The sequence below is a fragment of the Vibrio natriegens NBRC 15636 = ATCC 14048 = DSM 759 genome (genome assembly GCF_035621455.1).
Lineage (GTDB): Bacteria > Pseudomonadota > Gammaproteobacteria > Enterobacterales > Vibrionaceae > Vibrio > Vibrio natriegens.
In genome coordinates, this window is sequence record NZ_CP141822.1 from 2,296,847 (window position 1) to 2,316,863 (window position 20,017).

Here is a 20,017-nt window from a genome sequence, read left to right on the forward strand (position 1 = left end):
ATTTAGGGGGGATCGTGACGAAATAGGTAAAAAAGACAAAAAACGTTAAATTTTCACTAAAGCTTCTTTTTCACCTGTCGATACAGGCAGTTTTTTTCTAAATTTTAAACGGGAATGACATTACCCCAGTAAAGACAAAACCAGATTTGGCGCTTGTTTCGCTTGAGCAAGAATAGAAGTACTGACCTGTTGTAAAATCTGCTGTTTGACCATTTGTGTGGTTTCTTTGGCATAGTCGGTGTCTAAAATTCGACTATTAGAAGCTGCCACATTCTCATGAATGTTATCTAAGTTATTTATCGCATGATTAAAACGGTTTTGATAGGCACCGAGCTCGGCACGGTGACTATCCACATACTTCATTGCCGTATCCAGAACCGCCACGGCTTGCTGCGCACCACCAACGCTGGTGACATCAATGCTATCGACTGCTTGATAACCTTTTAGCTCCAAACCCAACTCGTTCGCCAAATCGCCGGAAAATGAAATCGTGCCAGACGTTTCTTTGCCAGCCATAAAGATCTGTAATTGCCCATCTTCATTCACTGACGCTGACACTTTGTCGGTTTGACCATTTATGTACGTGGCTAAAGTTTCAATGTCGTCACCGGCTTGCGCGCTAATATGGACTTGCTCTGTTTCACCCAAGCGGTTAACAAAGGACATGGTAAGCTCGTTTGAGTCATTCTTCACTTTCCAATCAGACCCTGCTCTACCCCGCGAAATGTAACTGAATCCACCCATATCTAGCCCATCAGTACGCATAGACTTTAATTCAACTTGTACCGCTTCTCCTGAAGCCGCGCCAATCTGAAACGCTGATTTACCGAAGCTGCCATTGAGCAATCTGCGTCCACCAAACGAAGTGGTTTCCGCGATACGATTCAGTTCATCATTCAATGCGCTGACTTCTTCTTGCAATGCCATACGTTCTGCATTGCTGTTTGAACCATTTGCCGACTGTAAGGAGAGATCTCGCATACGCTGCATAATATTAGTGACTTCATTCATTGCGCCTTCAGCGGTCTGCATGATTGAAATACCATCGTTTGCATTACGAACGGCGACATCCAGACCACGCATTTGCGCTTGTAAGCGATTAGAAATCTGCAAACCTGCGGCATCATCCTTCGCGCTGTTAATGCGCTTGCCTGAAGACAAACGCTCCATGGATTGGTTCAACATATCCGTTGCGTTAGTTAAATGACGCTGTGCCACCAGAGCTGAAATATTGGTATTAACGGTGATAGCCACAAATATGTGCTCCAATAAGATGAAGGTATTGGATATTTATCGGCCGGATTCTTGGAAGGTTTAGTGCTTTTAGAAATAGGATTACGAGCAAAAAGATAGGATGCGGGAAAGATCCAGAAAATAAAAAGCTCTCCGGTTGGAGAGCTTCAAAATTACCGGCTTAGAATTACTTAATCGCAAGTTCCGCCAGCATAGCCTGAGATGGCGCAAAGAAGTACGCACCAGTGACGGCTTTAGTAAAGCGCAGAAGCTGGTCGGTTTTACCATCCGTCACACCGTACATGCTCTCAAGCATCACTTTAATGTTATGCAGTGTATGACAGTAGCAGATGAACAACAGGCCATGAGCCCCCGTCACGGTGCCGTATGGCAAACTGTGACGAACGATCTTCAGGCCTTTACCTTCTTCTTTGATGTCTACACGGCCAACGTGCGACGCAGCCGGCACATCATCCAACTCAACAGAATCTGGCTTAGTACGGCCAATCACTTTCTCTTGTGCTTTTACGTTCAAACGATTCCATGCAGGAAGGTTGTGTTCGAAACGCTGAGCCATTACGTAGCTACCACCAGCAAATGGGCCTTCTTTAATCAAGGCAACTTCAGCTCGTGCTTCACCTTCTGGGTTCTCTGTGCCATCGATAAAGTCAGTCATATCACGAGCGTCCAGGTAACGGTAGCCATACGTTTCATCAACGACAGTCACATCTTCTGCCGTGTCGACCAGGAATTTACGCAGAACATAAAAATGTAAATCGTGACGAGTTGAGTGGCAGTGAATGAGCACATCAACATCGCTTGCTGGCGCCACAACATCCCCTTCCCCTAACTGTGGGAAGTCAATCAACTCTTCAGGCGCATCGATATTTAAGTGCTGCCAGAATGATTTTGTGAATGCGATAGATAGTGTGAGGTCAGCACCTGGTTGGCTGTTATTTAGCTCTTCAACCAGCTCTGGAAGGGCTTTTAGCTTCGCCAATACGTTTTCACGGTTTTGGTTTACTTTCAGTTGAGTGTACAGTGCAAATGGTCCTGCTTCTGGCACAATTGCCGTTTGAGCTTGTAACATTGAGGTTTCCTCTATACTTTGCCCCTGTGCGGGAAGTTGTTGATTTTTAATTCTTTGAAGACTGTTCTTTATTATGCTCAAATTGTGGCACATTAAAACAGTCTTTTACCCACCTTCCGTTCAAAAGGTAGATCATAAACCAGGTAATTAAGGTGATGGTAAGAGCGTTTGCCCAATTGAATACACCATGTTCCAGGTAGACATGATACATGGTCTGAGCAAGCTGAATACTACACAAGATCAAGGTCACCTCTCGCCCGTAGCTCATCACTTTGTTCACCCATTTTCGGTCTGGCTGGCGTAAACCCATCAACCACATCAATAGTAAGCTGGGAACACCGGCTAACAAACCCAAATACAGTGTGCTCGAATCTGGATAAACAATCGACAGCAGTTTACTTCCACTCTCCCGGCTCACACCTGCCATGGCAAACACCACCCAAGATCGGGCAAGAAACATCCACCCTAACCAAACAAAAATAGGCGCTTTTAAAAAGCCATGAGCGTCATATTGATCAAATGCGTAGCGCACAATATCTTCTTCTTTAATAACTTACTGTGGTCACTTTACCTGATCGCAGCGAAACTGCAACGCAAGTACCTCCCGCCGGTAATAAAGCCTCACACCCCGCGCAAAAAGCGAAATCTTGTTCAGAGAACTTGCGCTCTACGGTTCATTTCAACCAACTTGGCGAGTAGACTAGGCTTAAGTAATTTCAAACGCAGGCTCCTAGCGCCGAGTAAATAAAAACATGAAAAAGAAAAATACAGCAGCTCCCGTTCCTTCCCAAGAAACTCAGAACGAAGCAATGAACATTGCCAGAGCGACTCAGAAACCAGGGCAAACAAAGGAACAAACCAAACTCATTGCTCAGGGTATCGAGAAAGGCATTGCGTTGTATAAAAAACAACAAAAAGAGCGAAGCCGCCAAGCAGACAAAGCGAAAAAGAAACAGCAAAGAGAAAAACAACGCGAGACCGAAGAACAAACACAACACGAGCCTCAAACTGCGGTAGAGTCCTCAACGGCTAAATCATCCGCGCTGCCATGGGTGCTCCTTGTTCTCAGTTGGATTGGCTTCGCCGCCACTATTTTCATGGGAAAATAATATGCTTCGAATCATTGTCGCCATATCAATCTTTACTCTCTTTGGCTGCTCATCGACACCTCTCAATCCTCACGATAAAAGCCAACAGGTCGAAGTGCGGATTGATGGCCAGTTCGACCCTGCTCAGTGCGAGTACCTTGGTGAAGTAACTGGCGATGAAGGGCATTGGTATAGCTACCTGTTCTACAGCAATGATGGCATGATAAAAGGTGCGGTTAACGACCTAAAAAACAACGCGATGGTCATGGGTGCCGATACGGTATTTATGGTGTCTCCTCAATATTTCGTCACGTCTTTCAACCTGTTAGGTGTTGCCTACCGCTGCAAGTAATGCATGTTGCCTATTCAGGAAATTTATCTCCTGCCTCGACAGATAAAAAAAGCCAGCAATTGCTGGCTTATGCACGAAATCCAAGGCTACTAGCGATATCACGCTCTCGCTCCAGAACCCATTGACTATCAAAAGGTCCCCAATCCGAAAGTTGGTAATAGCCGTCATTGTGACGTCGACCATCTTGAACAAATATAAGCTCGATGCCGATACCCGGTAATGCCTTGAGTACATCTTGAATTGTACGTCGAGGCCAACCCGTTTGTTCGATTAATTTTGGTACATTTGGCCTTTCCAGGCTTTCGACCAACAAGGCCAAATATAACCGCCTTGCAAAAACAGGACTCAACTCCATTGACACCTCCTAAACTTGTGCTGAATCATTATTTCGTTTTTGCACAGAGAGATGTTGCGTTTGATCAATAACTCGACTTATCCACCCTTTTTTGGTGTCTTTTTACTCAAATTCCTACAAGTTAATTCCCATTTACGCTCATTCTGTAAGTTATCAACGTTTCCAACTCGGCAATTTGGCGTGCTTCGAGGTCATAAATTATTTTGTTTCGCATTTTGTCAGTTTGATTGCTTCTTGGTAGGATGCGGTACACAGCCCAAAATTGCTTGAGCACCAGAGAATCTCAGCCTCTGTGCATAAAAACAAAGTAAAGATAAAAGGAAACAATTATGACGATTACCATGTTCGGTATCCCAAACTGCGACACAATTAAAAAAGCCAAGAAATGGTTAGAAGCGGAAGATATCGCGTATGAGTTTCATGACTACCGCAAACAAGGCGTAGATGAAGCATTGGTGACAGAATTTTGTGATGCTCTAGGCTGGGAAAACGTGCTCAACAAACGTGGTACCACTTTCCGCCAGTTGACTCAGGAACAGAAAGATTCTCTGAATGAAGAAAATGCTATCAAGCTGCTAGTGGAAAACCCAGCGATGATTAAGCGTCCAATTTTAAAAGTGAATGATCAGCTCCATATTGGTTTTAAAGCTGATCAATACACAACGATTTTTAACTCATAAATTAAGGAACACTCAAGGATGACAGACAGTCCAGTACTGGCTCTTGCGAAAGACCTAATCAGCAGACAATCCGTAACGCCTGAAGACGCGGGCTGCCAGGACTTAATGATCGAGCGACTAAAAGCGCTTGGTTTTGAAATTGAAGTCATGGTGTTTGAAGATACAACCAACTTTTGGGCTCGCCGTGGTACCGAAGCACCGCTATTTGCCTTTGCTGGCCACACTGACGTAGTACCTGCGGGCAAGCTTGAGCAATGGGATACGCATCCATTTGAGCCAACAATAATCGATGGCTACCTGCACGGTCGCGGTGCGGCGGATATGAAAGGCTCTCTGGCGGCAATGGTTGTCGCTGTGGAACGTTTTATTGCAGAGAACCCTGATCATAAAGGCTCTATCGGCTTTTTGATTACTTCAGATGAAGAAGGGCCTTTCATCAACGGTACCGTTCGCGTGGTAGAAGCGCTGATGGAACGTGGTGAAAATATTGATATGTGTATCGTGGGTGAACCTTCAAGTACCGAGATCGTTGGTGATGTCGTGAAAAATGGTCGCCGTGGTTCAATCACTGGTGATCTGACGGTTAAAGGTACTCAGGGACACGTGGCTTACCCACATCTGGCTAATAACCCTGTTCACTCTTCTCTGTTAGCCATTCACGAGTTAGCAACAACGGAATGGGATAAAGGTAACGACTACTTCCCGCCAACCAGCTTCCAGATTCCGAACGTGTCGGCAGGTACTGGTGCTTCAAACGTCATTCCGGGCGAGTTCAATGTTCAATTCAACCTGCGTTTTAGCACAGAGCTGAATAACGACACTATTGTTCAAAGAGTGACAGAAACGCTAGACAAGCATGCCCTGGACTATGAGCTGAACTGGACGTTCAACGGTGACCCATTCTTAACCGACACAGGCGCGTTGCTGGATGCCGTCGTCGCAGCAGTGAATGAAGTAAACCACACCAAACCAGCGCTACTGACAACTGGCGGAACTTCGGATGGCCGTTTTATTGCTCGAATGGGTGGCCAAGTCGTGGAACTTGGTCCTGTGAATGCAACCATTCATAAAGTGAACGAGTGCGTGAAAGTCGATGACTTAGAAAAGTTAACGGACATGTACCAAAATACGCTTAAGCATTTATTGGCGAAGTAATCGGCCGCTAACAGCCAGTTAACGAGAACAACATGACACCATCGCAACTTACAGGAACCACCGATTCTCACCTTCAATCAACGATGGTGGGGCAAAAAGCCTTTTTGCTTCATCCAGAAGTGGCTCATGACCTGCTCAGAATGATTGAGGCTGCAACGGATGCTGGTTTTAAAATGGAGATTGCCAGCGGCTTTCGAGATTTTTCACGTCAGCGCTCAATCTGGAACGGAAAGTTTTCTGGTGGGTTGCCAATTCTTGATTCAGACTCAAAGCCACTGAATAAGTCTGCGTTGAGTGACGAAGAGAAGCTAATGGCGATTTTGCGATGGTCAGCTCTGCCAGGTGGAAGCCGTCACCACTGGGGATGCGATTTTGATGTCTATGCTCGTAACTTGTTACCTGAAGGTACAGATCTGCAACTGGAACCGTGGGAGTATCTAGAAGGCCACCAGTATGAGTTCTATCTATGGCTGAAAACGCACCTCAATGAGTTTGGCTTTTTCTTCCCATACAAAGACGATCTTGGTGGCGTCGCTATTGAACCATGGCACATTAGCCACAAAATTGTCGGTCAGCAATGTTGCTCACAGCTAACGTCTGAGTTGCTAAGAAGTGAACTGATTAAGCAAAACGAGCAGCACAAGATTGCGGGAATAGATTCAATACTAAATAATCTAGATAAGATCATGTCTACGTTTATTCGTAACATTGCACCACCGCCGGAGGCACCATGATAGAGCTGCTCACTAACCCTTGGGTTATCATTATTGTCGTGTTAAGTGTCATCATCGGTAATATTGCCGCCCTGAAATACACAGCCAAAATGAAGTTTAATCAAATGGATAAAAGCCGTAAAAACGACTTGGATAAACTGAATGAGCTCGACCAGGAACGCTACGGGGATAAAGAGAACAAAGACGACCGTTCTCGTTAATGAATGCCATTAAAAAAGGGACCAAACGGTCCCTTTTCTCTATGCACTGTACAAATACTTATGCACTGAACAATTACTGCTTCACTACTTCTGCCAGAACTGGCGCTAGTGATTTAAGGAATTCTTCTTCAACAGGCTTACCTGAAGAGTCGGTAATGTTGATTGACGTACGGTTACCCAAGTCGCCAAATAGGAAGGTGTATTTACCCGCCTTCAAGTCAACAGGTTTAACGCCAATATCATTCCAGAACTCATCATCCGGTGATGCGTATCTCGCTTCTACTGTACCCTGGGATTGGGTGCGATCTTCAACCGTGAAACCCATCTTAGGCAGAATCACAGGCAGACGCGGCCACAATACGTCATATTGAGCACGAGCGATGATGACTGGAAGTCCACTTCGGTCTGTACCCATCGTCACAGGAATCTGTTTTACCAGCTCCTGAGCTTTACGCTGAGCATCTTCACGGACTTGCTGATCGTAACGAGCGGTTACCAGGTTAGTCATGAACACATTGTAACGCTCACGGTTTGTCGGAGTGACTTCTTTTACTTGGCCACCTTCACGCCAGTCAATAAGACCGACTTTAAATCCATAACGACCGCCTTGCTGTGTACGCAAGATCTCGTATCGGCTGCCAATCTCCATGTCTTCATCTGGAGAATCCCAAGTTACCCAACCCGTTTCAATACGTGAATCGGTCTGACTCTCAACCGGAATTTTTCTGGCCTCAACCATACCCTGTACAGTTTGCCAAACCTTGTCCAATTCGTCTTTACGGAGCAACCACAACGTCACTTCACCATTTTGACTGCGATCCAAGCGAGCGCCAGGAATAAGTTCTAACACTTGCTGTGGTGGACGAATATCAACGTCTTTACCCACGCCACCAGCATAAGCACCCTGAGGGATCTCGTAGTTTGGGTAGAGCTGAGGCTGAACGCCTTGTGGCGTATTCCACTCACCCAGCGTTGGGGTGTTTAAATACTCGAAATCGTCCTTTGCCTGACGACGTTGGGTGGCACCACCTGTACAGGCAGTCAATACGAATACAGCTAATGAACTTAACACTAACTGGCTTGAAAGCTTCATTTATACTCCTAAAACACTGAGGGCTCAGTGGCCCCCAGTATGAACGTCAATCCTAGTAGCTCAATCTTTATAAATACGGGCGTCGATTAACGCCTGTTCCACGATAGGCTGCAGATTTTCAGAAAGCGTGGTTAGAGGAAGACGTAAGCTACCATCCTCGATCAAACCCAGCTTTTCTGCTGCCCATTTGACTGGGATCGGGCTTGCTTCAACGAATAGATTCTTATGCAGAGTCATTAAACGATCGTTAATCGCTTCTGCTTCTTCGTACTTACCTTCGCTTGCCAAATGGAACATGTCTGCCATATCTTTTGCCGCGATGTTGTTGGTTACCGAGATAACCCCATTGCCACCAAGCTTAACAAAATCTAAGCCCGTCGCATCATCACCACTTAGTAAGATAAAATCTTCGCCACAAAGTTCACGGTGAATTGCAACTCTGTCCAAATCGCCTGTCGCATCTTTTAGAGCAACTATATTATCAAGCTTTGACAAACGTGCCACTGTCTCAGGCTTCATATCTACCGCCGTGCGACCTGGTACGTTGTAAAGAATGAGCGGCACATCACTCGCTTCTGAAATAGCTTTATAGTGCAGGTACAAACCTTCTTGTGTCGGCTTATTGTAGTAAGGCGTTACACTTAGGAAACCAGCGATACCAGAATCCGCCAGTAGTTTACTGAACGTCACGGCTTCGTGGGTAGCATTTGCACCCGTACCAGCTATCACCGGGATACGACCATTGGCAAACTCTACCGTCTTATTAACAACCTTTACATGCTCTTCAATCGTCAGTGTCGCTGACTCTCCGGTTGTGCCTACTGCCACAATACCATCGGAACCAGATTCGATATGGTATTCCACTAGCTTTTGCAGACTATCAAAGTCTACTTCGCCATCCGCTTTGAATGGCGTAATCAGCGCTACGATACTTCCTGAAAACATGTTTATCTCCCTTATTTAGTTCTTTCTGCATGGTACTGTAATGCGATTGAAAAACACAAGAGCGTAAACTCGCTTACAAAGTACAAATGAGTGAATAATTATCAGATGTTAGAGATCTAGCAAATTAAATGCTCGCTTTGGCCGGACTCCCACAAAACTGGATAACAGCGTTAGTTAACTGATTCAATTTTGAAGAACAAGGCGCGAGCAAAAGAAAGACCTCATTTTTACTATGCTCAGAAATATACTCTTCGGCGCGCTGAATCAAGTCAGACTTGAGTGAATAAAAAAACCATGTTGTAAACAAAAGCGGACTGACTCGATCTTTCTCTGGCGTATCTGTGCTAACATCTTTCTATTGAAGAAAGGACAAGAAGCTCATTTATGAAGCAACATCTGGTACTTACAGCAGTTGGAACGGATCGTCCAGGTATCTGTAACCAAGTCGTAAAGCTCGTTACGCAAGCTGGCTGTAATATTGTCGATAGCCGAATTGCTATTTTTGGCAATGAATTTACCCTAATCATGCTGCTGACAGGTAGCACCAGTAATATCACTCGCGTCGAAACACAGATGCCTTTACTGGGGCAAGAACACGACCTGATCACGATAATGAAGCGTACCGCTGCTCACGAGTTACTCGACAACAGCTACACCATGGAAGTGTTTATCGAGTCAGAAGACCGTCCTGGGCTCACTGAGAAATTCACTCAGTTTTTTGCTGACCAGCAGATTGGACTGGACTCACTGAGCGCACAAACCATCAGCAAGTCAAAGATTCAGGCCGATGTTGATCAATTCCACATCGCCATTACTGCATCGGTGAGTGCCGATTGCAATCTGATGCAATTACAAGAAGATTTCGATGAACTTTGTAAGTCGCTCAACGTACAAGGTTCTCTGAATTTCATTAAAAACACACTATAAAGTAAAGGAAATCATAATGAATACGCTGACAGCAGGCTCGCCAGCGCCAGCCTTCTCTTTGCTCGACCAAGACGGCAACACAGTGACACTTGGTGATTTTAAAGGCAAGAAAGTACTTTTCTACTTTTACCCGAAAGCGATGACTCCGGGCTGTACAACGCAAGCAAAAGGCCTGCGTGACATTAAAGCAGAACTCGACGCGCACAATGTTGTTGTGCTTGGCGTCAGCATTGACCCGGTAAAACGTCTGGGCAAGTTTATCGAGCGCGATGAGCTTAACTTCACGCTACTGTCTGACGAAGACCATGCGGTTGCTGACCAGTTTGGTGTTTGGGGCGAAAAGAAGTTCATGGGCAAGATCTACGATGGGCTGCATCGCATCAGCTTTCTTATCAACGAAGAAGGCGTGATTGAGCACGTGTTCAATAAGTTTAAAACCAAAGATCACCATGAAGTGGTTTTAAATTACCTCAACGAAAACGCGTAAAACGTCGGCTTGAACCGAACTCCTAAATACAAGAAAGCCCAGTACATGCTGGGCTTTCTTTTTTCTCTGAGACAGTGAGAATTGATTCTCTTAATGCAGACAAGCTTGGTATCGCTATTCCTGCTCCGCAGGTTCACTCTCTTCTGTACTCGGTAGCGCATTCCAAACGGCTTTTACTAGCGTCGCCAATGGGATAGCAAAGAAGACGCCCCAAAAACCCCACAGTCCGCCAAAGACCAGCACAGCAATAATGATAGCAACGGGATGAAGGTTTACTGCTTCAGAAAACAGAACCGGAACCAATACGTTCCCGTCCAATGCCTGGATAATCCCGTACGCGAGTAGTAGCCAATAGAATGGCGGTGTAAGCCCCCACTGGAACAGCCCGACGATAGCCACAGGGACGGTGACCGCTGCTGCGCCAATATATGGGATAAGAACGGACAAACCGACCGCGACGGCTAACAATGCAGAATAACGTAAATCCAGAATCGCGAAGGTGACATAACTTACTCCACCGACAATCAGGATTTCGAGCACTTTACCGCGAATATAGTTTGAGATTTGTTCATTCATCTCGTGCCAAACTTTGTTCGCTAGTCTGCGGTTTTTAGGCAGAATACCACTGGCCATACCGAGCATTTCCTCTTTGTCTTTCAGCAAAAAGAAAATCAGCAAAGGCACCAGAATTAAATACACCGCTAACGTCGCGAGGCTGACTAAAGAAGCCAAAGACCCTTTGACGACGCTTTCGCCAAGCCCTAAAGCCTGGTTTTTCGCATTGGTTACGATAGTTTCTACAATTTCTAGGTTCGCCAGTTCAGGATGACGCTCTGGAAGCGTAACAATGAACTTTTGTAATCCATTGTACATATTAGGGATATCGTTAATTAAGTTGCCAACCTGAGTCCAGATAGTCGGCACTAAACCAAACAACGCAATCAACATCAAACTGATGAAGATAAGCAATACAATGATGACGGCGAGTGTACGCGGCACCCCCATACGGCACATTTGCACTACCGGCCACTCCAGCAGGTAAGCGAGTACAATCGCCACCAATAGTGGAGCAATGAGATGACCGAAGAAGTAAATAGTGATAAAACCAAACAGCAAAATCGCTACCAGGCTCACTGCATGTGGATCAGAAAATCGACGTTGATACCAACGACTTACCATTTCGAACATCTAAGCGGATTCCTTATTGAAAACAGTCAATGTGTAGTGATCTGATGTTGGTTGGCAATCAACCACGTACCCTTGAGCATTTAGGTATTTCACAATATCTTGTTTAGAGCTGTTATCCGTAACTTGAATGACAAGCTTTTGATATTGCGGATTTTCTCCTTCAAATGCCTCAACAGTGTGACGCTTTGCAAGTAACAGCGCTAAGGGGCAGCGTTGCTTGCGCAAATCAAGTAGCATGGATTCCATTGTATTGCTCTGCACTTATGATAGGGTTGTATTGTAACGGCTTTTTAAGTTGGTGCTAGCACTTCTGACATGATTTAACCAGATCCTGAAATCACTCAGATATAAACAATTTACGAAACCAATTCGTTTATTCTCGGTCTTATTGCTAGCATATACCCAAATGACTTCAAGGTGCATGATACCGCGAGTTTCTCGAGGTTATTTGGGCATACTAATAACAGGATGACCGTACAGTATAGTGGTGACGTTGTGAGGTTCGCGACCTCCTACCACATGCTCAGGTATTTGGGAGAACCTTTAAAACGTATGTTAAAACGCACTCGATCGCTAGTTTGCTTATGTATTGCTGCAGCAATTAGTTCGCCAACAACCTACGCTAATAGTATCGACTTACCCGATATTGGGACAGCCGCAGGTAGCACTCTATCGATAGACCAAGAGTTGATTTATGGTGATGCCTACATGCGCATGCTCAGAGCGAGCAAGCCGCTTGTTAACGATCCTGTGATTAATGAGTATATTGATTCTCTTGGCCACCGTTTAGTGGCCAATGCAAATGACGTAAAAACACCGTTCCATTTTTTCATGATTCGTGACCGCAACATCAACGCTTTTGCGTTTTTTGGCGGTTATGTCGCTCTGCACTCCGGTCTGTTTCTGCACGCTCGCAGTGAAAGTGAACTCGCCTCAGTGGTTGCGCACGAAATCGCGCACGTTACGCAGCGACACCTTGCTCGTAGTATGGAAGAGCAAGCAAGACGCTCACCAGCATCATTGGCGGCATTAGCGGGAGCTCTGCTACTTTCAATTGCTGCACCAGAAGCGGGGATTGCCGCTATTACCGCGGCAACGGCGGGTAACATGCAGAGCCAAATAAACTACACGCGCGCAAACGAGAAAGAAGCCGACCGTTTTGGCATATCTACACTGGCGAAAGCAGGATTTGATGTTCAGGCCATGCCTCGCTTCTTCGGACGCTTAGCCGACGAATATCGCTATGCGAGTAAGCCGCCTCCGATGCTGCTTACTCACCCGCTTCCAGAAGACCGAATCACAGACAGTCGACAACGAGCACAGGCTTATCCTCCGCTGCGTATACTTCCGTCGATTGACTATCACCTCGCCCGTGCGCGTATCGTAGCCCGTTATGCAAGCATTGATTCGCAAGCCGCTTTAGGCTGGTTTGAGCGTACGCAGAAGAAAGCCACAGCCGATATCATGCCAGCATTTGATTATGGGCGTGCGCTGGTTCATTTGGACAGCAAACAGTTATCGAAAGCCGAACCAATATTGAAGAAACTGTTGGCGCAAGATCCGGGAAATCCCTTTTATCTTGATGCGATGAGTGATCTGTATATCGAGAAAAAACAACCCGAAAAAGCGGCCGATATGTTGAGTAAAGCGCTCGCACGCAATCCGCAAAATAAAGTTTTGACGATTAACTACGCGAATGCGCTGCTCGAAGACAATAAAGATGAGCAAGCGGTGCGTATTCTCCAACGATACACCCATGACAACCCTGAAGATACCAATGGTTGGCAACTGTTGTCGAAGACCTACAACGAGTTAGGGCGTAACGATGAAGAGCTGGCTGCACGCGCCGAGATTTTGGCGTTGCGAGCGAATTGGAATAAAGCGATTCAATATTACAGTGAAGCAAGTAAAATGGCCAAGTTGGGCAGTTTAGAGCAAGCACGATACGATGCTCGAATTGACCAGCTCATGATCCAAAGAGATCGATTCATGGCATTACAATAACGAAATGGAGAAAACCATGTCAGTCGTGATTTATCACAACCCTCGTTGCTCAAAGAGCCGTCAAACTCTTGAGCTGCTGGAACAAAATGGTGTTACACCTGAAGTCGTAAAATATTTGGATAACCCACTTACCGTGGAAGAACTAAAAGCACTCTACGCTCAACTAGGGTTCTCAGCTGTTCGTGACATGATGCGTACAAAAGAAGCCGAGTACAAAGAATTAGGCTTGGGTGAGGCGTCTGTCAGTGATGAACAACTGTTCGAAGCAATGGCACAAAATCCAAAACTATTCGAGCGCCCTGTTGTTGTCGCAAACGGCAAAGCGAAAATCGGTCGTCCACCAGAGCAAGTGTTGGATATTCTATAAATGGATTGCCAGATCCTTATTTTGTACTTCAGCCGTCACGGCGCAACAAAACAACTGGCAAGACAGATAGCAAGAGGGGTCGAATCGACTCCTCACTGCGAAGCAATTTTGCGTACAGTTGAAGAATTGTCACCTCACTCACATACCCCTTCCGATCCAATTGTTACTCTAGAAGAACTGAAAAAATGCGATGGTCTTGCATTTGGTAGTCCCGTCTGGTTTGGCAACATGGCAGCGCCGTTAAAGCACTTCTGGGATCAAACCACACCTTTGTGGGTAAGCGGAGACTTAATCGATAAGCCAGCGTGTGTATTTACCTCATCCTCTTCGATGCATGGTGGTCAGGAAACCACACTACAAAGCATGATGACTCCATTGTTGCATCACGGGATGATGGTATTGGGAATTCCTTATGCAGAACCAGAGCTGCACTTAACTCAGTCAGGTGGTACACCGTATGGCGCGAGCAGTGTCGGCAAAGAGCCAACGCTAACCAATGATGAGGCTCGTCTGGCACAGAAGTTGGGTAAACGACTAGCAACAGCAGCACTAAAGCTGAAGAGCAGCTAGTAAATTCAAGGATAGTAAATCGATGTCTGAATCTTTTGACCAACCTGCACTTAGTGCACAAACGAAAAGCTATCGTTACTTGGCTTTGTTTGGCAACTTGGCTTTACTGGCTTGGGTAGCGATATGGCAACTCGCGCTGTCTCCTCACCCTCACCTGAGTAGTACAACGCTAGCGATTGCATGGTGTATTCCATTATTGCTTCCGTTGCCGGGTATATTGGCGGGCAAACCCTACACTCACGCTTGGGCAAACTTTGTGTTAATGCTGTATTTCCTTCATGCATTAACCATCTTATATGTCGATGGCGGAGAACGTTGGCTTGCAGCAGTCGAGCTTCTGCTAACGACGCTAGGCTTTTTTGGCAACATTCTCTTTGCGAGAGCAAGAGGCAAAGAGTTGGGCCTCAAACTCAAACGCTTATCTCAAGTAGAGAAAGAAGAAAAAGCGAAGTTCAACAAGTAAGGCCAACGATGAAACAAAAAAGAGTCTCGATTTGCGACTCTTTTTTATTATTTTCAAAACGTTAGCATTCTATGAACGTTGACTAGAAGTCCATTCATAAATAACGTCATACTGCTCTTGCACTGGCTGGACTACAACAGGCTCAGATTCTTTCACTTCTTCAACTGCGACGTCAGCGGTCACAACATCTGAAGCCAATGGTGCCTCTTCCGTTGCCAATTCAGATTGAGTTGGCTCTTGAACAGGTTGTAAAGGCGCGGCGGCTTCCACTGGCGTTACTGGCTCTTGGTAGTCACCCAGTTGCGAAATCGATGACGCTTCCTTTTCAAACGCCTCTTTAGAAGCCAATAGATGAAGTTTAAGCGTCAGTTCATTCCCCTGAACTCGCTTAACCTCAGTGCCAGCAACGGAGTTAAGTTTCTTTAACGCGCTTTCTAAGTGGAAAAAATCTTTCGCTGAATGGATGTTAACCACTTTCATCGTGATCCCGTCAGAAGACTCGCCCGACACAACTACGGCACTCTTGCCTGCGTAATAGTCGGAAATAGCATCAACCACTTCTGCCATCGCATTCACCCCTGTTGCCGAACCACTACGAGGAGAACGCTGCGACACAAGAATCGCCGATGGTGATTGGTCGTATAACGTCCAGCGAATTTGATCGCCCTGAGCTTTAAGTACCATCACCGCATCAACGGGGTAACGTTGACTCGCCTTCGCGATGGGTTCAACAAATCCGCCCCATAGATCAGAGACATCAACGCCAGTCACATCATCAAAGTCACCCACTGGGACAGTAATCGGCAGGCCTCGTGTTTCCGCTGCAACGCGCAATGCAGAAACCTGCGCTGAGTCGGAATTCTCCCAAGCAATGGTGCGTTCATAAGCTTGCTCTTCAATCGCCCAGACAAGAATATTGGCGCGATGAGGCGACCACGATGGCAACTGTGCTTGAGTCAAAAGAGAATGAATCTGACCACTGTTAAAGCGCATATCCAGACTTGGTTTGCCGTCAACTTGACCGTAACCAAGTTGAGAAATGTAACGTGAGCTTGAGCTCAGCGCTTTTTGAATAACAGTATTACTTAAAGAGGATTGAGAACCAGTTGCTCGAACAATCACCTCTTTCATACCTTGTTCACGAGCCAAAGACTCACCGTTATCTTGCTCACTGTCGATAATCACTTCAGCACGATAGATATCTACCTGCGTTAATGCGTAAACGGGCAGAGACAACCAACCTATCAGTAAAAGAGCTAAATAGCGCATAGTTTTCATTTTCCTCTAAATAAGAGAAAGCATAATAAGCAACTATCAAACCTTGAGCAAGGCGAGCCACAAGAAAATAGCCTAAAATTTGAGCAACTTACGTCAATTGCGGCGCAGTATTCAGTGTCAATTAATGAGTCACCCTTATTCTTATCAATCTATATGCGTATACAAAAACTGAGTTCCCCGGGCTAACTAGATAGAAGAAAATCCCATCTCCAACATTAAGCCTGACCTTGTGAGTAGCAGGCGATTACATCTTTTTCTTTGCAATTCATCTAACAAAATATGAACTTTAGCTCGTAAAACAGGCACTTTTGTAAGAAAACCGCTCTAAAAGCATATTTTAACCACTTAAAATCATCGAAAAGTTTGATCTGATCATTGTCGCAAACGTTTGCCGAGTGGTACTATTCGCCGGATTTGTCTGCGTATCTTTAAATAGGAAATGATTATGAAAAATGCGTTACAAGGCGCTCAGATGCTCTTTGTCGCTTTTGGTGCTTTGGTACTCGTGCCACTTCTAACTGGCCTCGATCCAAACGTAGCACTCTTCGGCGCTGGTGTTGGTACCCTCCTCTTCCAATTAATCACTAAACGTTCTGTCCCAATTTTCCTTGCTTCTTCTTTTGCGTTTATTGCTCCTATTATGTTCGGTATCCAAACATGGGGTATCGGTGCAACTATGGGCGGCTTAATGGCAGCAGGTATGGTTTATATTGCCCTGGGCGCAGCGATTAAAGTTCGTGGCGTAGGCTTTATTCATAAGATTCTGCCACCTGTGGTTGTTGGCCCAGTGATTATGGTAATCGGCCTGGGCTTGGCTCCAACAGCCGTTAACATGGCGATTGGTAAAACAGGTGACGGCGCTGCTCAACTAGTCAATGGTGATGCAGCGATCATGATCTCTGCCGTTTCACTATTAACAACTATTGCACTGAGCGTGTTTGCGAAAGGCTTCTTAAAGCTAGTACCAATTGTTGGTGGTATCTTGGCAGGCTACTCCGTGTCTCTTGCCTATGGCGTTGTTGATTTTACCCCTGTCGCTCAAGCAGCTTGGCTTTCATTGCCAAACTTCACCACGCCAGAATTCAATATCAACGCGATTCTGTTCATGATTCCGGTTGCGATTGCTCCTGCTGTAGAACACGTAGGTGACATGCTGGCTATTTCTAACGTGACAGGCAAAGATTACCTTAAAAAGCCAGGTCTACACCGTACTATCGCGGGTGACGGGGTAGCGACGATGGCAGCGGCAATGGTTGGCGCGCCACCAAATACGACTTACAGCGAAGTAACTGGCGCGGTAATGCTGACGAAAGCATTCAATCCGAAGATCATGACATGGGCAGCAGTGACCGCTATTGTTCTGGCTTTGGTTGGCAAGCTAGGCGCTATCCTTCAGACCATCCCTGTTCCTGTAATGGGTGGCATCATGATTCTACTGTTTGGTTCTATCGCTACTGTAGGCCTGAACACGCTGATCAAAAACCACGTTGATCTACACAAGTCTCGTAACCTGGTTATCGTTGCTGTTACGCTAGTATTTGGTATTGGTGGCATGGCTTTCGGCATTGGTGAATTCAGCCTACAAGGCGTTAGCTTGTGCGGTATCGTGGCAATCATTCTGAACCTGGTTCTTCCACACGACCTAGGCGAAAACCACGTTGTAGATAACGCTCAGATCGAAGAAGACAAAGCGAACTAATTCGTAGGTTCAATTCGACACATACAAAAAAGGCTTGGTAATAACCAAGCCTTTGTTTTTTTTGTTCAGAACTGAATCTGCGTTATGTTATACGCTTATTTAGTACCGAAAATCTTATCACCCGCATCACCTAGACCAGGAACGATGTAACCTTTGTCGTTTAGTTTCTCGTCGATTGCCGCTGTGTATAGCTCAACATCAGGGTGTGCTTTTTCTAGCGCTTCGATACCTTCCGGTGCCGCTACCAAAACAAGAACTTTAATTTGGTTACAACCTTTCTCTTTCAGAAGGTCGATCGTCGCGATCATAGAACCGCCAGTTGCCAACATTGGGTCAACAACCAGTGCGATACGCTCATCAATGTTAGAAGCAAGCTTGTTAAAGTATGGAACTGGCTCAAGCGTTTCTTCATCACGGTAGATACCTACCACACTGATACGTGCACTTGGCATATGCTCAAGAACACCATCCATCATACCTAGACCAGCACGTAGGATTGGCACAACCGTTACTTTCTTACCTTTAATCTGGTCAACTTCTACCGGACCGTTCCAACCTTCGATAGTAACTTTCTCTGTCTCAAAGTCTGCTGTCGCTTCGTAAGTAAGTAGGCTACCGACTTCGGTCGCTAACTCACGAAAACGTTTTGTGCTGATGTCACCTTCTCGCATTAGACCAATTTTATGTTTTACTAGAGGGTGTTTTACTTCAACAACTTTCATGTCCATCTCCGGCTATAATAGGCAATATTTAAACAAACCTTCAGATTATACACGATTTCTGCTAGGAAATCAGGATATATCACTGAAGAAAAAAACCTGCGCAAACGTTTGCTATCTGTATTTAAGCACTGGTAGAATAGCGCCGTTTTCATATCCAACTTAAATACCGAGGACTTCCCTGTGAGTGGTAATAACTCTTCTCTTAGCTATAAAGACGCTGGTGTTGATATTGATGCAGGCAACGCGCTTGTAGATCGTATTAAAGGTGCGGTAAAACGTACTCGTCGCCCTGAAGTGATGGGTGGTATCGGTGGTTTTGGCGCTTTATGCGAATTGCCGACGAAATACAAACAACCTGTATTGGTTTCTGGTACTGACGGTGTAGGTACAAAACTTCGCCTCGCACTGGATATGAACAAGCACGACACTATCGGTATCGACTTAGTTGCGATGTGTGTAAACGATCTTATCGTGCAAGGCGCAGAGCCATTGTTCTTCCTAGATTACTACGCGACAGGCAAGCTAGATGTCGATACAGCGGCTGACGTTGTATCTGGTATTGCAGACGGCTGTGTGCAAGCAGGTTGTGCCCTAATCGGTGGCGAAACTGCTGAAATGCCAGGCATGTACGAAGGTGAAGACTACGACGTAGCTGGTTTCTGTGTAGGTGTGGTAGAAAAAGAAGAAGTCATCGACGGTACGAAAGTAGCGGCAGGTGATGCTCTTATCGCAGTAGGTTCAAGCGGCCCTCACTCAAACGGTTACTCTTTGGTTCGCAAGATCCTTGAAGTATCTGGCGCAGACAAAAACGAAATGCTAGAAGGTCGCACTATCGGCGAGCATCTTCTAGAACCAACTAAGATTTACATCAAATCAGCACTTAAAATGATTGAGAAGCACGACATTCATGCAATTTCTCACATCACAGGTGGTGGTTTCTGGGAAAATATCCCACGCGTTCTACCAGAAGGCACTAAAGCAGTGATCGACGGTAACAGCTGGGAATGGCCTGTGATTTTCCAATGGCTACAAGAGAAAGGTAACGTTGAAACACACGAAATGTACCGTACATTTAACTGTGGTGTTGGTCTAATCGTTGCTCTTCCTAAAGATCAAGCAGAAGCAGCGGTTGCACTTCTGCAAGAAGAAGGCGAAAACGCATGGGTGATTGGTGAAATCGCTCAAGCGGAAGCAAATGAAGAACAAGTTGAAATCAAATAACTTGCGATTCTTGCTCAAAAAGTAAAAAGAATGAGGACGCTATGTCCTCATTTTGCTATCTGGAACTCGAAAACCATTTCAATAGTAGGTGATATCAATTCCGTAATGAGATAATCATTCTTGCTAGCATTGATATAATTTAAAAAACCTACAGTAGTAAGGCAGT

The 20,017-nt window shown here is 45.6% G+C and carries 24 protein-coding genes; 14 read left to right on the plus strand and 10 right to left on the minus strand.

The window, feature by feature from the left end; all coding sequences use genetic code 11:
- Positions 1–120: 120 nt before the first annotated feature.
- The 3 genes from VER99_RS10370 to VER99_RS10380 all read right to left on the minus strand — a co-directional run bounded on the left by VER99_RS10370 (position 121) and on the right by VER99_RS10380 (position 2,855).
- Positions 121–1,254 (minus strand): flagellin, encoded by a 1,134-nt coding sequence (locus VER99_RS10370; protein ID WP_020333614.1) that lies wholly within the window; start codon positions 1,252–1,254, stop codon positions 121–123.
- 166 nt (positions 1,255–1,420) lie between these two features.
- The gene (locus VER99_RS10375; RefSeq protein ID WP_014232681.1) at positions 1,421–2,323 is read right to left on the minus strand and encodes a Dyp-type peroxidase; all 903 of its coding nucleotides are present in this window, start codon (positions 2,321–2,323) and stop codon (positions 1,421–1,423) included.
- Positions 2,324–2,369: 46 nt separating this feature from the next.
- Positions 2,370–2,855 carry a DUF2919 domain-containing protein gene (locus VER99_RS10380; RefSeq protein WP_020333615.1) on the minus strand — a complete coding sequence of 162 codons (486 nt, stop codon included), beginning with the start codon at positions 2,853–2,855 and terminating at the stop codon, positions 2,370–2,372.
- Between the two features lie 220 nt (positions 2,856–3,075).
- On the opposite strand from VER99_RS10380, the gene VER99_RS10385 reads away from it, so the two are divergent.
- Entirely contained in the window at positions 3,076–3,432 is a 357-nt protein-coding gene (locus VER99_RS10385; protein WP_014232683.1) for a DUF2956 domain-containing protein, read from the plus strand.
- 1 nt (position 3,433) lies between these two features.
- A complete protein-coding gene (locus tag VER99_RS10390; RefSeq protein WP_020333616.1) occupies positions 3,434–3,763 on the plus strand; it encodes a DUF4156 domain-containing protein in 330 nt (109 codons plus the stop codon).
- A 67-nt stretch (positions 3,764–3,830) separates the two neighbouring features.
- Here VER99_RS10390 and VER99_RS10395 read toward each other — a convergent pair whose 3' ends face one another.
- Positions 3,831–4,118, minus strand: coding sequence for a winged helix-turn-helix domain-containing protein (locus VER99_RS10395; RefSeq protein WP_014232685.1), 288 nt, complete (start codon positions 4,116–4,118; stop codon positions 3,831–3,833).
- A gap of 329 nt (positions 4,119–4,447) precedes the next feature.
- Here VER99_RS10395 and VER99_RS10400 point away from each other — a divergent pair, with 329 nt between their 5' ends.
- Genes VER99_RS10400 through VER99_RS10415 form a run of 4 tightly spaced genes read left to right on the plus strand, consistent with a single transcriptional unit; the run spans position 4,448 to position 6,887 of the window.
- Positions 4,448–4,798 carry an ArsC family reductase gene (locus VER99_RS10400; protein WP_020333617.1) on the plus strand — a complete coding sequence of 117 codons (351 nt, stop codon included), beginning with the start codon at positions 4,448–4,450 and terminating at the stop codon, positions 4,796–4,798.
- Positions 4,799–4,816: 18 nt separating this feature from the next.
- Entirely contained in the window at positions 4,817–5,953 is a 1,137-nt protein-coding gene (gene dapE / locus VER99_RS10405; protein WP_020333618.1) for a succinyl-diaminopimelate desuccinylase, read from the plus strand.
- Positions 5,954–5,985: 32 nt separating this feature from the next.
- Positions 5,986–6,687, plus strand: coding sequence for a M15 family metallopeptidase (locus tag VER99_RS10410; protein ID WP_020333619.1), 702 nt, complete (start codon positions 5,986–5,988; stop codon positions 6,685–6,687).
- The gene (locus VER99_RS10415) at positions 6,684–6,887 is read left to right on the plus strand and encodes a DUF2897 family protein (RefSeq protein ID WP_014232689.1); all 204 of its coding nucleotides are present in this window, start codon (positions 6,684–6,686) and stop codon (positions 6,885–6,887) included. The genes VER99_RS10410 and VER99_RS10415 overlap by 4 nt, the downstream gene beginning before the upstream one ends.
- Positions 6,888–6,960: 73 nt before the next feature.
- Here VER99_RS10415 and bamC read toward each other — a convergent pair whose 3' ends face one another.
- Complete coding sequence (gene bamC, locus VER99_RS10420; RefSeq protein ID WP_020333620.1) at positions 6,961–7,980, minus strand: outer membrane protein assembly factor BamC; 1,020 nt, start codon at positions 7,978–7,980, stop codon at positions 6,961–6,963.
- Positions 7,981–8,040: 60 nt separating this feature from the next.
- Positions 8,041–8,925, minus strand: a complete 885-nt coding sequence (dapA, locus tag VER99_RS10425; protein WP_020333621.1) for a 4-hydroxy-tetrahydrodipicolinate synthase — start codon at positions 8,923–8,925, stop codon at positions 8,041–8,043.
- A gap of 384 nt (positions 8,926–9,309) precedes the next feature.
- On the opposite strand from dapA, the gene VER99_RS10430 reads away from it, so the two are divergent.
- Positions 9,310–9,852, plus strand: coding sequence for a glycine cleavage system transcriptional repressor (locus tag VER99_RS10430; RefSeq protein ID WP_020333622.1), 543 nt, complete (start codon positions 9,310–9,312; stop codon positions 9,850–9,852).
- A gap of 16 nt (positions 9,853–9,868) precedes the next feature.
- Positions 9,869–10,339: a thioredoxin-dependent thiol peroxidase gene (bcp, locus tag VER99_RS10435; protein ID WP_020333623.1), complete on the plus strand. Its 471-nt coding sequence runs from the start codon at positions 9,869–9,871 to the stop codon at positions 10,337–10,339.
- Positions 10,340–10,453: 114 nt separating this feature from the next.
- On the opposite strand, the gene VER99_RS10440 is transcribed toward bcp, so the two are convergent.
- Together VER99_RS10440 and VER99_RS10445 are read right to left on the minus strand one after the other, a co-directional pair.
- On the minus strand, positions 10,454–11,527 hold the full coding sequence (locus tag VER99_RS10440) for an AI-2E family transporter (protein ID WP_014232723.1): 1,074 nt from the start codon (positions 11,525–11,527) through the stop codon (positions 10,454–10,456).
- Positions 11,528–11,764 (minus strand): sulfurtransferase TusA family protein, encoded by a 237-nt coding sequence (locus VER99_RS10445; RefSeq protein ID WP_014232724.1) that lies wholly within the window; start codon positions 11,762–11,764, stop codon positions 11,528–11,530.
- Positions 11,765–12,079: 315 nt separating this feature from the next.
- Here VER99_RS10445 and bepA point away from each other — a divergent pair, with 315 nt between their 5' ends.
- From bepA to VER99_RS10465, 4 genes are read left to right on the plus strand one after another with little or no spacing between them, the layout of a single operon-like run.
- Positions 12,080–13,531, plus strand: a complete 1,452-nt coding sequence (bepA, locus tag VER99_RS10450; RefSeq protein ID WP_014232725.1) for a beta-barrel assembly-enhancing protease — start codon at positions 12,080–12,082, stop codon at positions 13,529–13,531.
- Between the two features lie 16 nt (positions 13,532–13,547).
- Positions 13,548–13,898 (plus strand): arsenate reductase (glutaredoxin), encoded by a 351-nt coding sequence (gene arsC / locus VER99_RS10455; RefSeq protein ID WP_014232726.1) that lies wholly within the window; start codon positions 13,548–13,550, stop codon positions 13,896–13,898.
- Positions 13,899–14,468, plus strand: a complete 570-nt coding sequence (wrbA, locus tag VER99_RS10460; RefSeq protein WP_014232727.1) for an NAD(P)H:quinone oxidoreductase — start codon at positions 13,899–13,901, stop codon at positions 14,466–14,468.
- A 22-nt stretch (positions 14,469–14,490) separates the two neighbouring features.
- Positions 14,491–14,931 carry a DUF2069 domain-containing protein gene (locus tag VER99_RS10465; RefSeq protein WP_014232728.1) on the plus strand — a complete coding sequence of 147 codons (441 nt, stop codon included), beginning with the start codon at positions 14,491–14,493 and terminating at the stop codon, positions 14,929–14,931.
- 69 nt (positions 14,932–15,000) lie between these two features.
- Here the strand turns inward: VER99_RS10465 and VER99_RS10470 are convergent, their stop codons facing one another.
- Positions 15,001–16,200, minus strand: a complete 1,200-nt coding sequence (locus VER99_RS10470) for a DUF2066 domain-containing protein (RefSeq protein ID WP_020335123.1) — start codon at positions 16,198–16,200, stop codon at positions 15,001–15,003.
- A gap of 454 nt (positions 16,201–16,654) precedes the next feature.
- On the opposite strand from VER99_RS10470, the gene VER99_RS10475 reads away from it, so the two are divergent.
- Entirely contained in the window at positions 16,655–17,908 is a 1,254-nt protein-coding gene (locus tag VER99_RS10475) for a uracil-xanthine permease family protein (protein WP_014232730.1), read from the plus strand.
- Between the two features lie 95 nt (positions 17,909–18,003).
- On the opposite strand, the gene upp is transcribed toward VER99_RS10475, so the two are convergent.
- Entirely contained in the window at positions 18,004–18,630 is a 627-nt protein-coding gene (upp, locus tag VER99_RS10480) for a uracil phosphoribosyltransferase (protein ID WP_014232731.1), read from the minus strand.
- Positions 18,631–18,810: 180 nt separating this feature from the next.
- Here upp and purM point away from each other — a divergent pair, with 180 nt between their 5' ends.
- The gene (gene purM, locus VER99_RS10485) at positions 18,811–19,851 is read left to right on the plus strand and encodes a phosphoribosylformylglycinamidine cyclo-ligase (RefSeq protein WP_014232732.1); all 1,041 of its coding nucleotides are present in this window, start codon (positions 18,811–18,813) and stop codon (positions 19,849–19,851) included.
- Positions 19,852–20,017 lie beyond the last annotated feature (166 nt).

Coding starts and splice junctions, on each gene's coding strand:
- wrbA (WP_014232727.1), top strand. CDS start 13,899: ATGGATTGCCAGATCCTTATTTTGTACTTCAGCCGTCACGGCGCAACA.
- VER99_RS10475 (WP_014232730.1), top strand. CDS start 16,655: ATGAAAAATGCGTTACAAGGCGCTCAGATGCTCTTTGTCGCTTTTGGT.
- VER99_RS10395 (WP_014232685.1), bottom strand. CDS start 4,118: ATGGAGTTGAGTCCTGTTTTTGCAAGGCGGTTATATTTGGCCTTGTTG.
- bcp (WP_020333623.1), top strand. CDS start 9,869: ATGAATACGCTGACAGCAGGCTCGCCAGCGCCAGCCTTCTCTTTGCTC.
- arsC (WP_014232726.1), top strand. CDS start 13,548: ATGTCAGTCGTGATTTATCACAACCCTCGTTGCTCAAAGAGCCGTCAA.
- VER99_RS10430 (WP_020333622.1), top strand. CDS start 9,310: ATGAAGCAACATCTGGTACTTACAGCAGTTGGAACGGATCGTCCAGGT.
- VER99_RS10440 (WP_014232723.1), bottom strand. CDS start 11,527: ATGTTCGAAATGGTAAGTCGTTGGTATCAACGTCGATTTTCTGATCCA.
- VER99_RS10400 (WP_020333617.1), top strand. CDS start 4,448: ATGACGATTACCATGTTCGGTATCCCAAACTGCGACACAATTAAAAAA.
- bepA (WP_014232725.1), top strand. CDS start 12,080: ATGTTAAAACGCACTCGATCGCTAGTTTGCTTATGTATTGCTGCAGCA.
- VER99_RS10390 (WP_020333616.1), top strand. CDS start 3,434: ATGCTTCGAATCATTGTCGCCATATCAATCTTTACTCTCTTTGGCTGC.
- VER99_RS10465 (WP_014232728.1), top strand. CDS start 14,491: ATGTCTGAATCTTTTGACCAACCTGCACTTAGTGCACAAACGAAAAGC.
- VER99_RS10375 (WP_014232681.1), bottom strand. CDS start 2,323: ATGTTACAAGCTCAAACGGCAATTGTGCCAGAAGCAGGACCATTTGCA.
- VER99_RS10385 (WP_014232683.1), top strand. CDS start 3,076: ATGAAAAAGAAAAATACAGCAGCTCCCGTTCCTTCCCAAGAAACTCAG.
- bamC (WP_020333620.1), bottom strand. CDS start 7,980: ATGAAGCTTTCAAGCCAGTTAGTGTTAAGTTCATTAGCTGTATTCGTA.
- VER99_RS10415 (WP_014232689.1), top strand. CDS start 6,684: ATGATAGAGCTGCTCACTAACCCTTGGGTTATCATTATTGTCGTGTTA.
- VER99_RS10445 (WP_014232724.1), bottom strand. CDS start 11,764: ATGCTACTTGATTTGCGCAAGCAACGCTGCCCCTTAGCGCTGTTACTT.
- dapE (WP_020333618.1), top strand. CDS start 4,817: ATGACAGACAGTCCAGTACTGGCTCTTGCGAAAGACCTAATCAGCAGA.
- VER99_RS10410 (WP_020333619.1), top strand. CDS start 5,986: ATGACACCATCGCAACTTACAGGAACCACCGATTCTCACCTTCAATCA.
- dapA (WP_020333621.1), bottom strand. CDS start 8,925: ATGTTTTCAGGAAGTATCGTAGCGCTGATTACGCCATTCAAAGCGGAT.
- VER99_RS10470 (WP_020335123.1), bottom strand. CDS start 16,200: ATGCGCTATTTAGCTCTTTTACTGATAGGTTGGTTGTCTCTGCCCGTT.
- upp (WP_014232731.1), bottom strand. CDS start 18,630: ATGAAAGTTGTTGAAGTAAAACACCCTCTAGTAAAACATAAAATTGGT.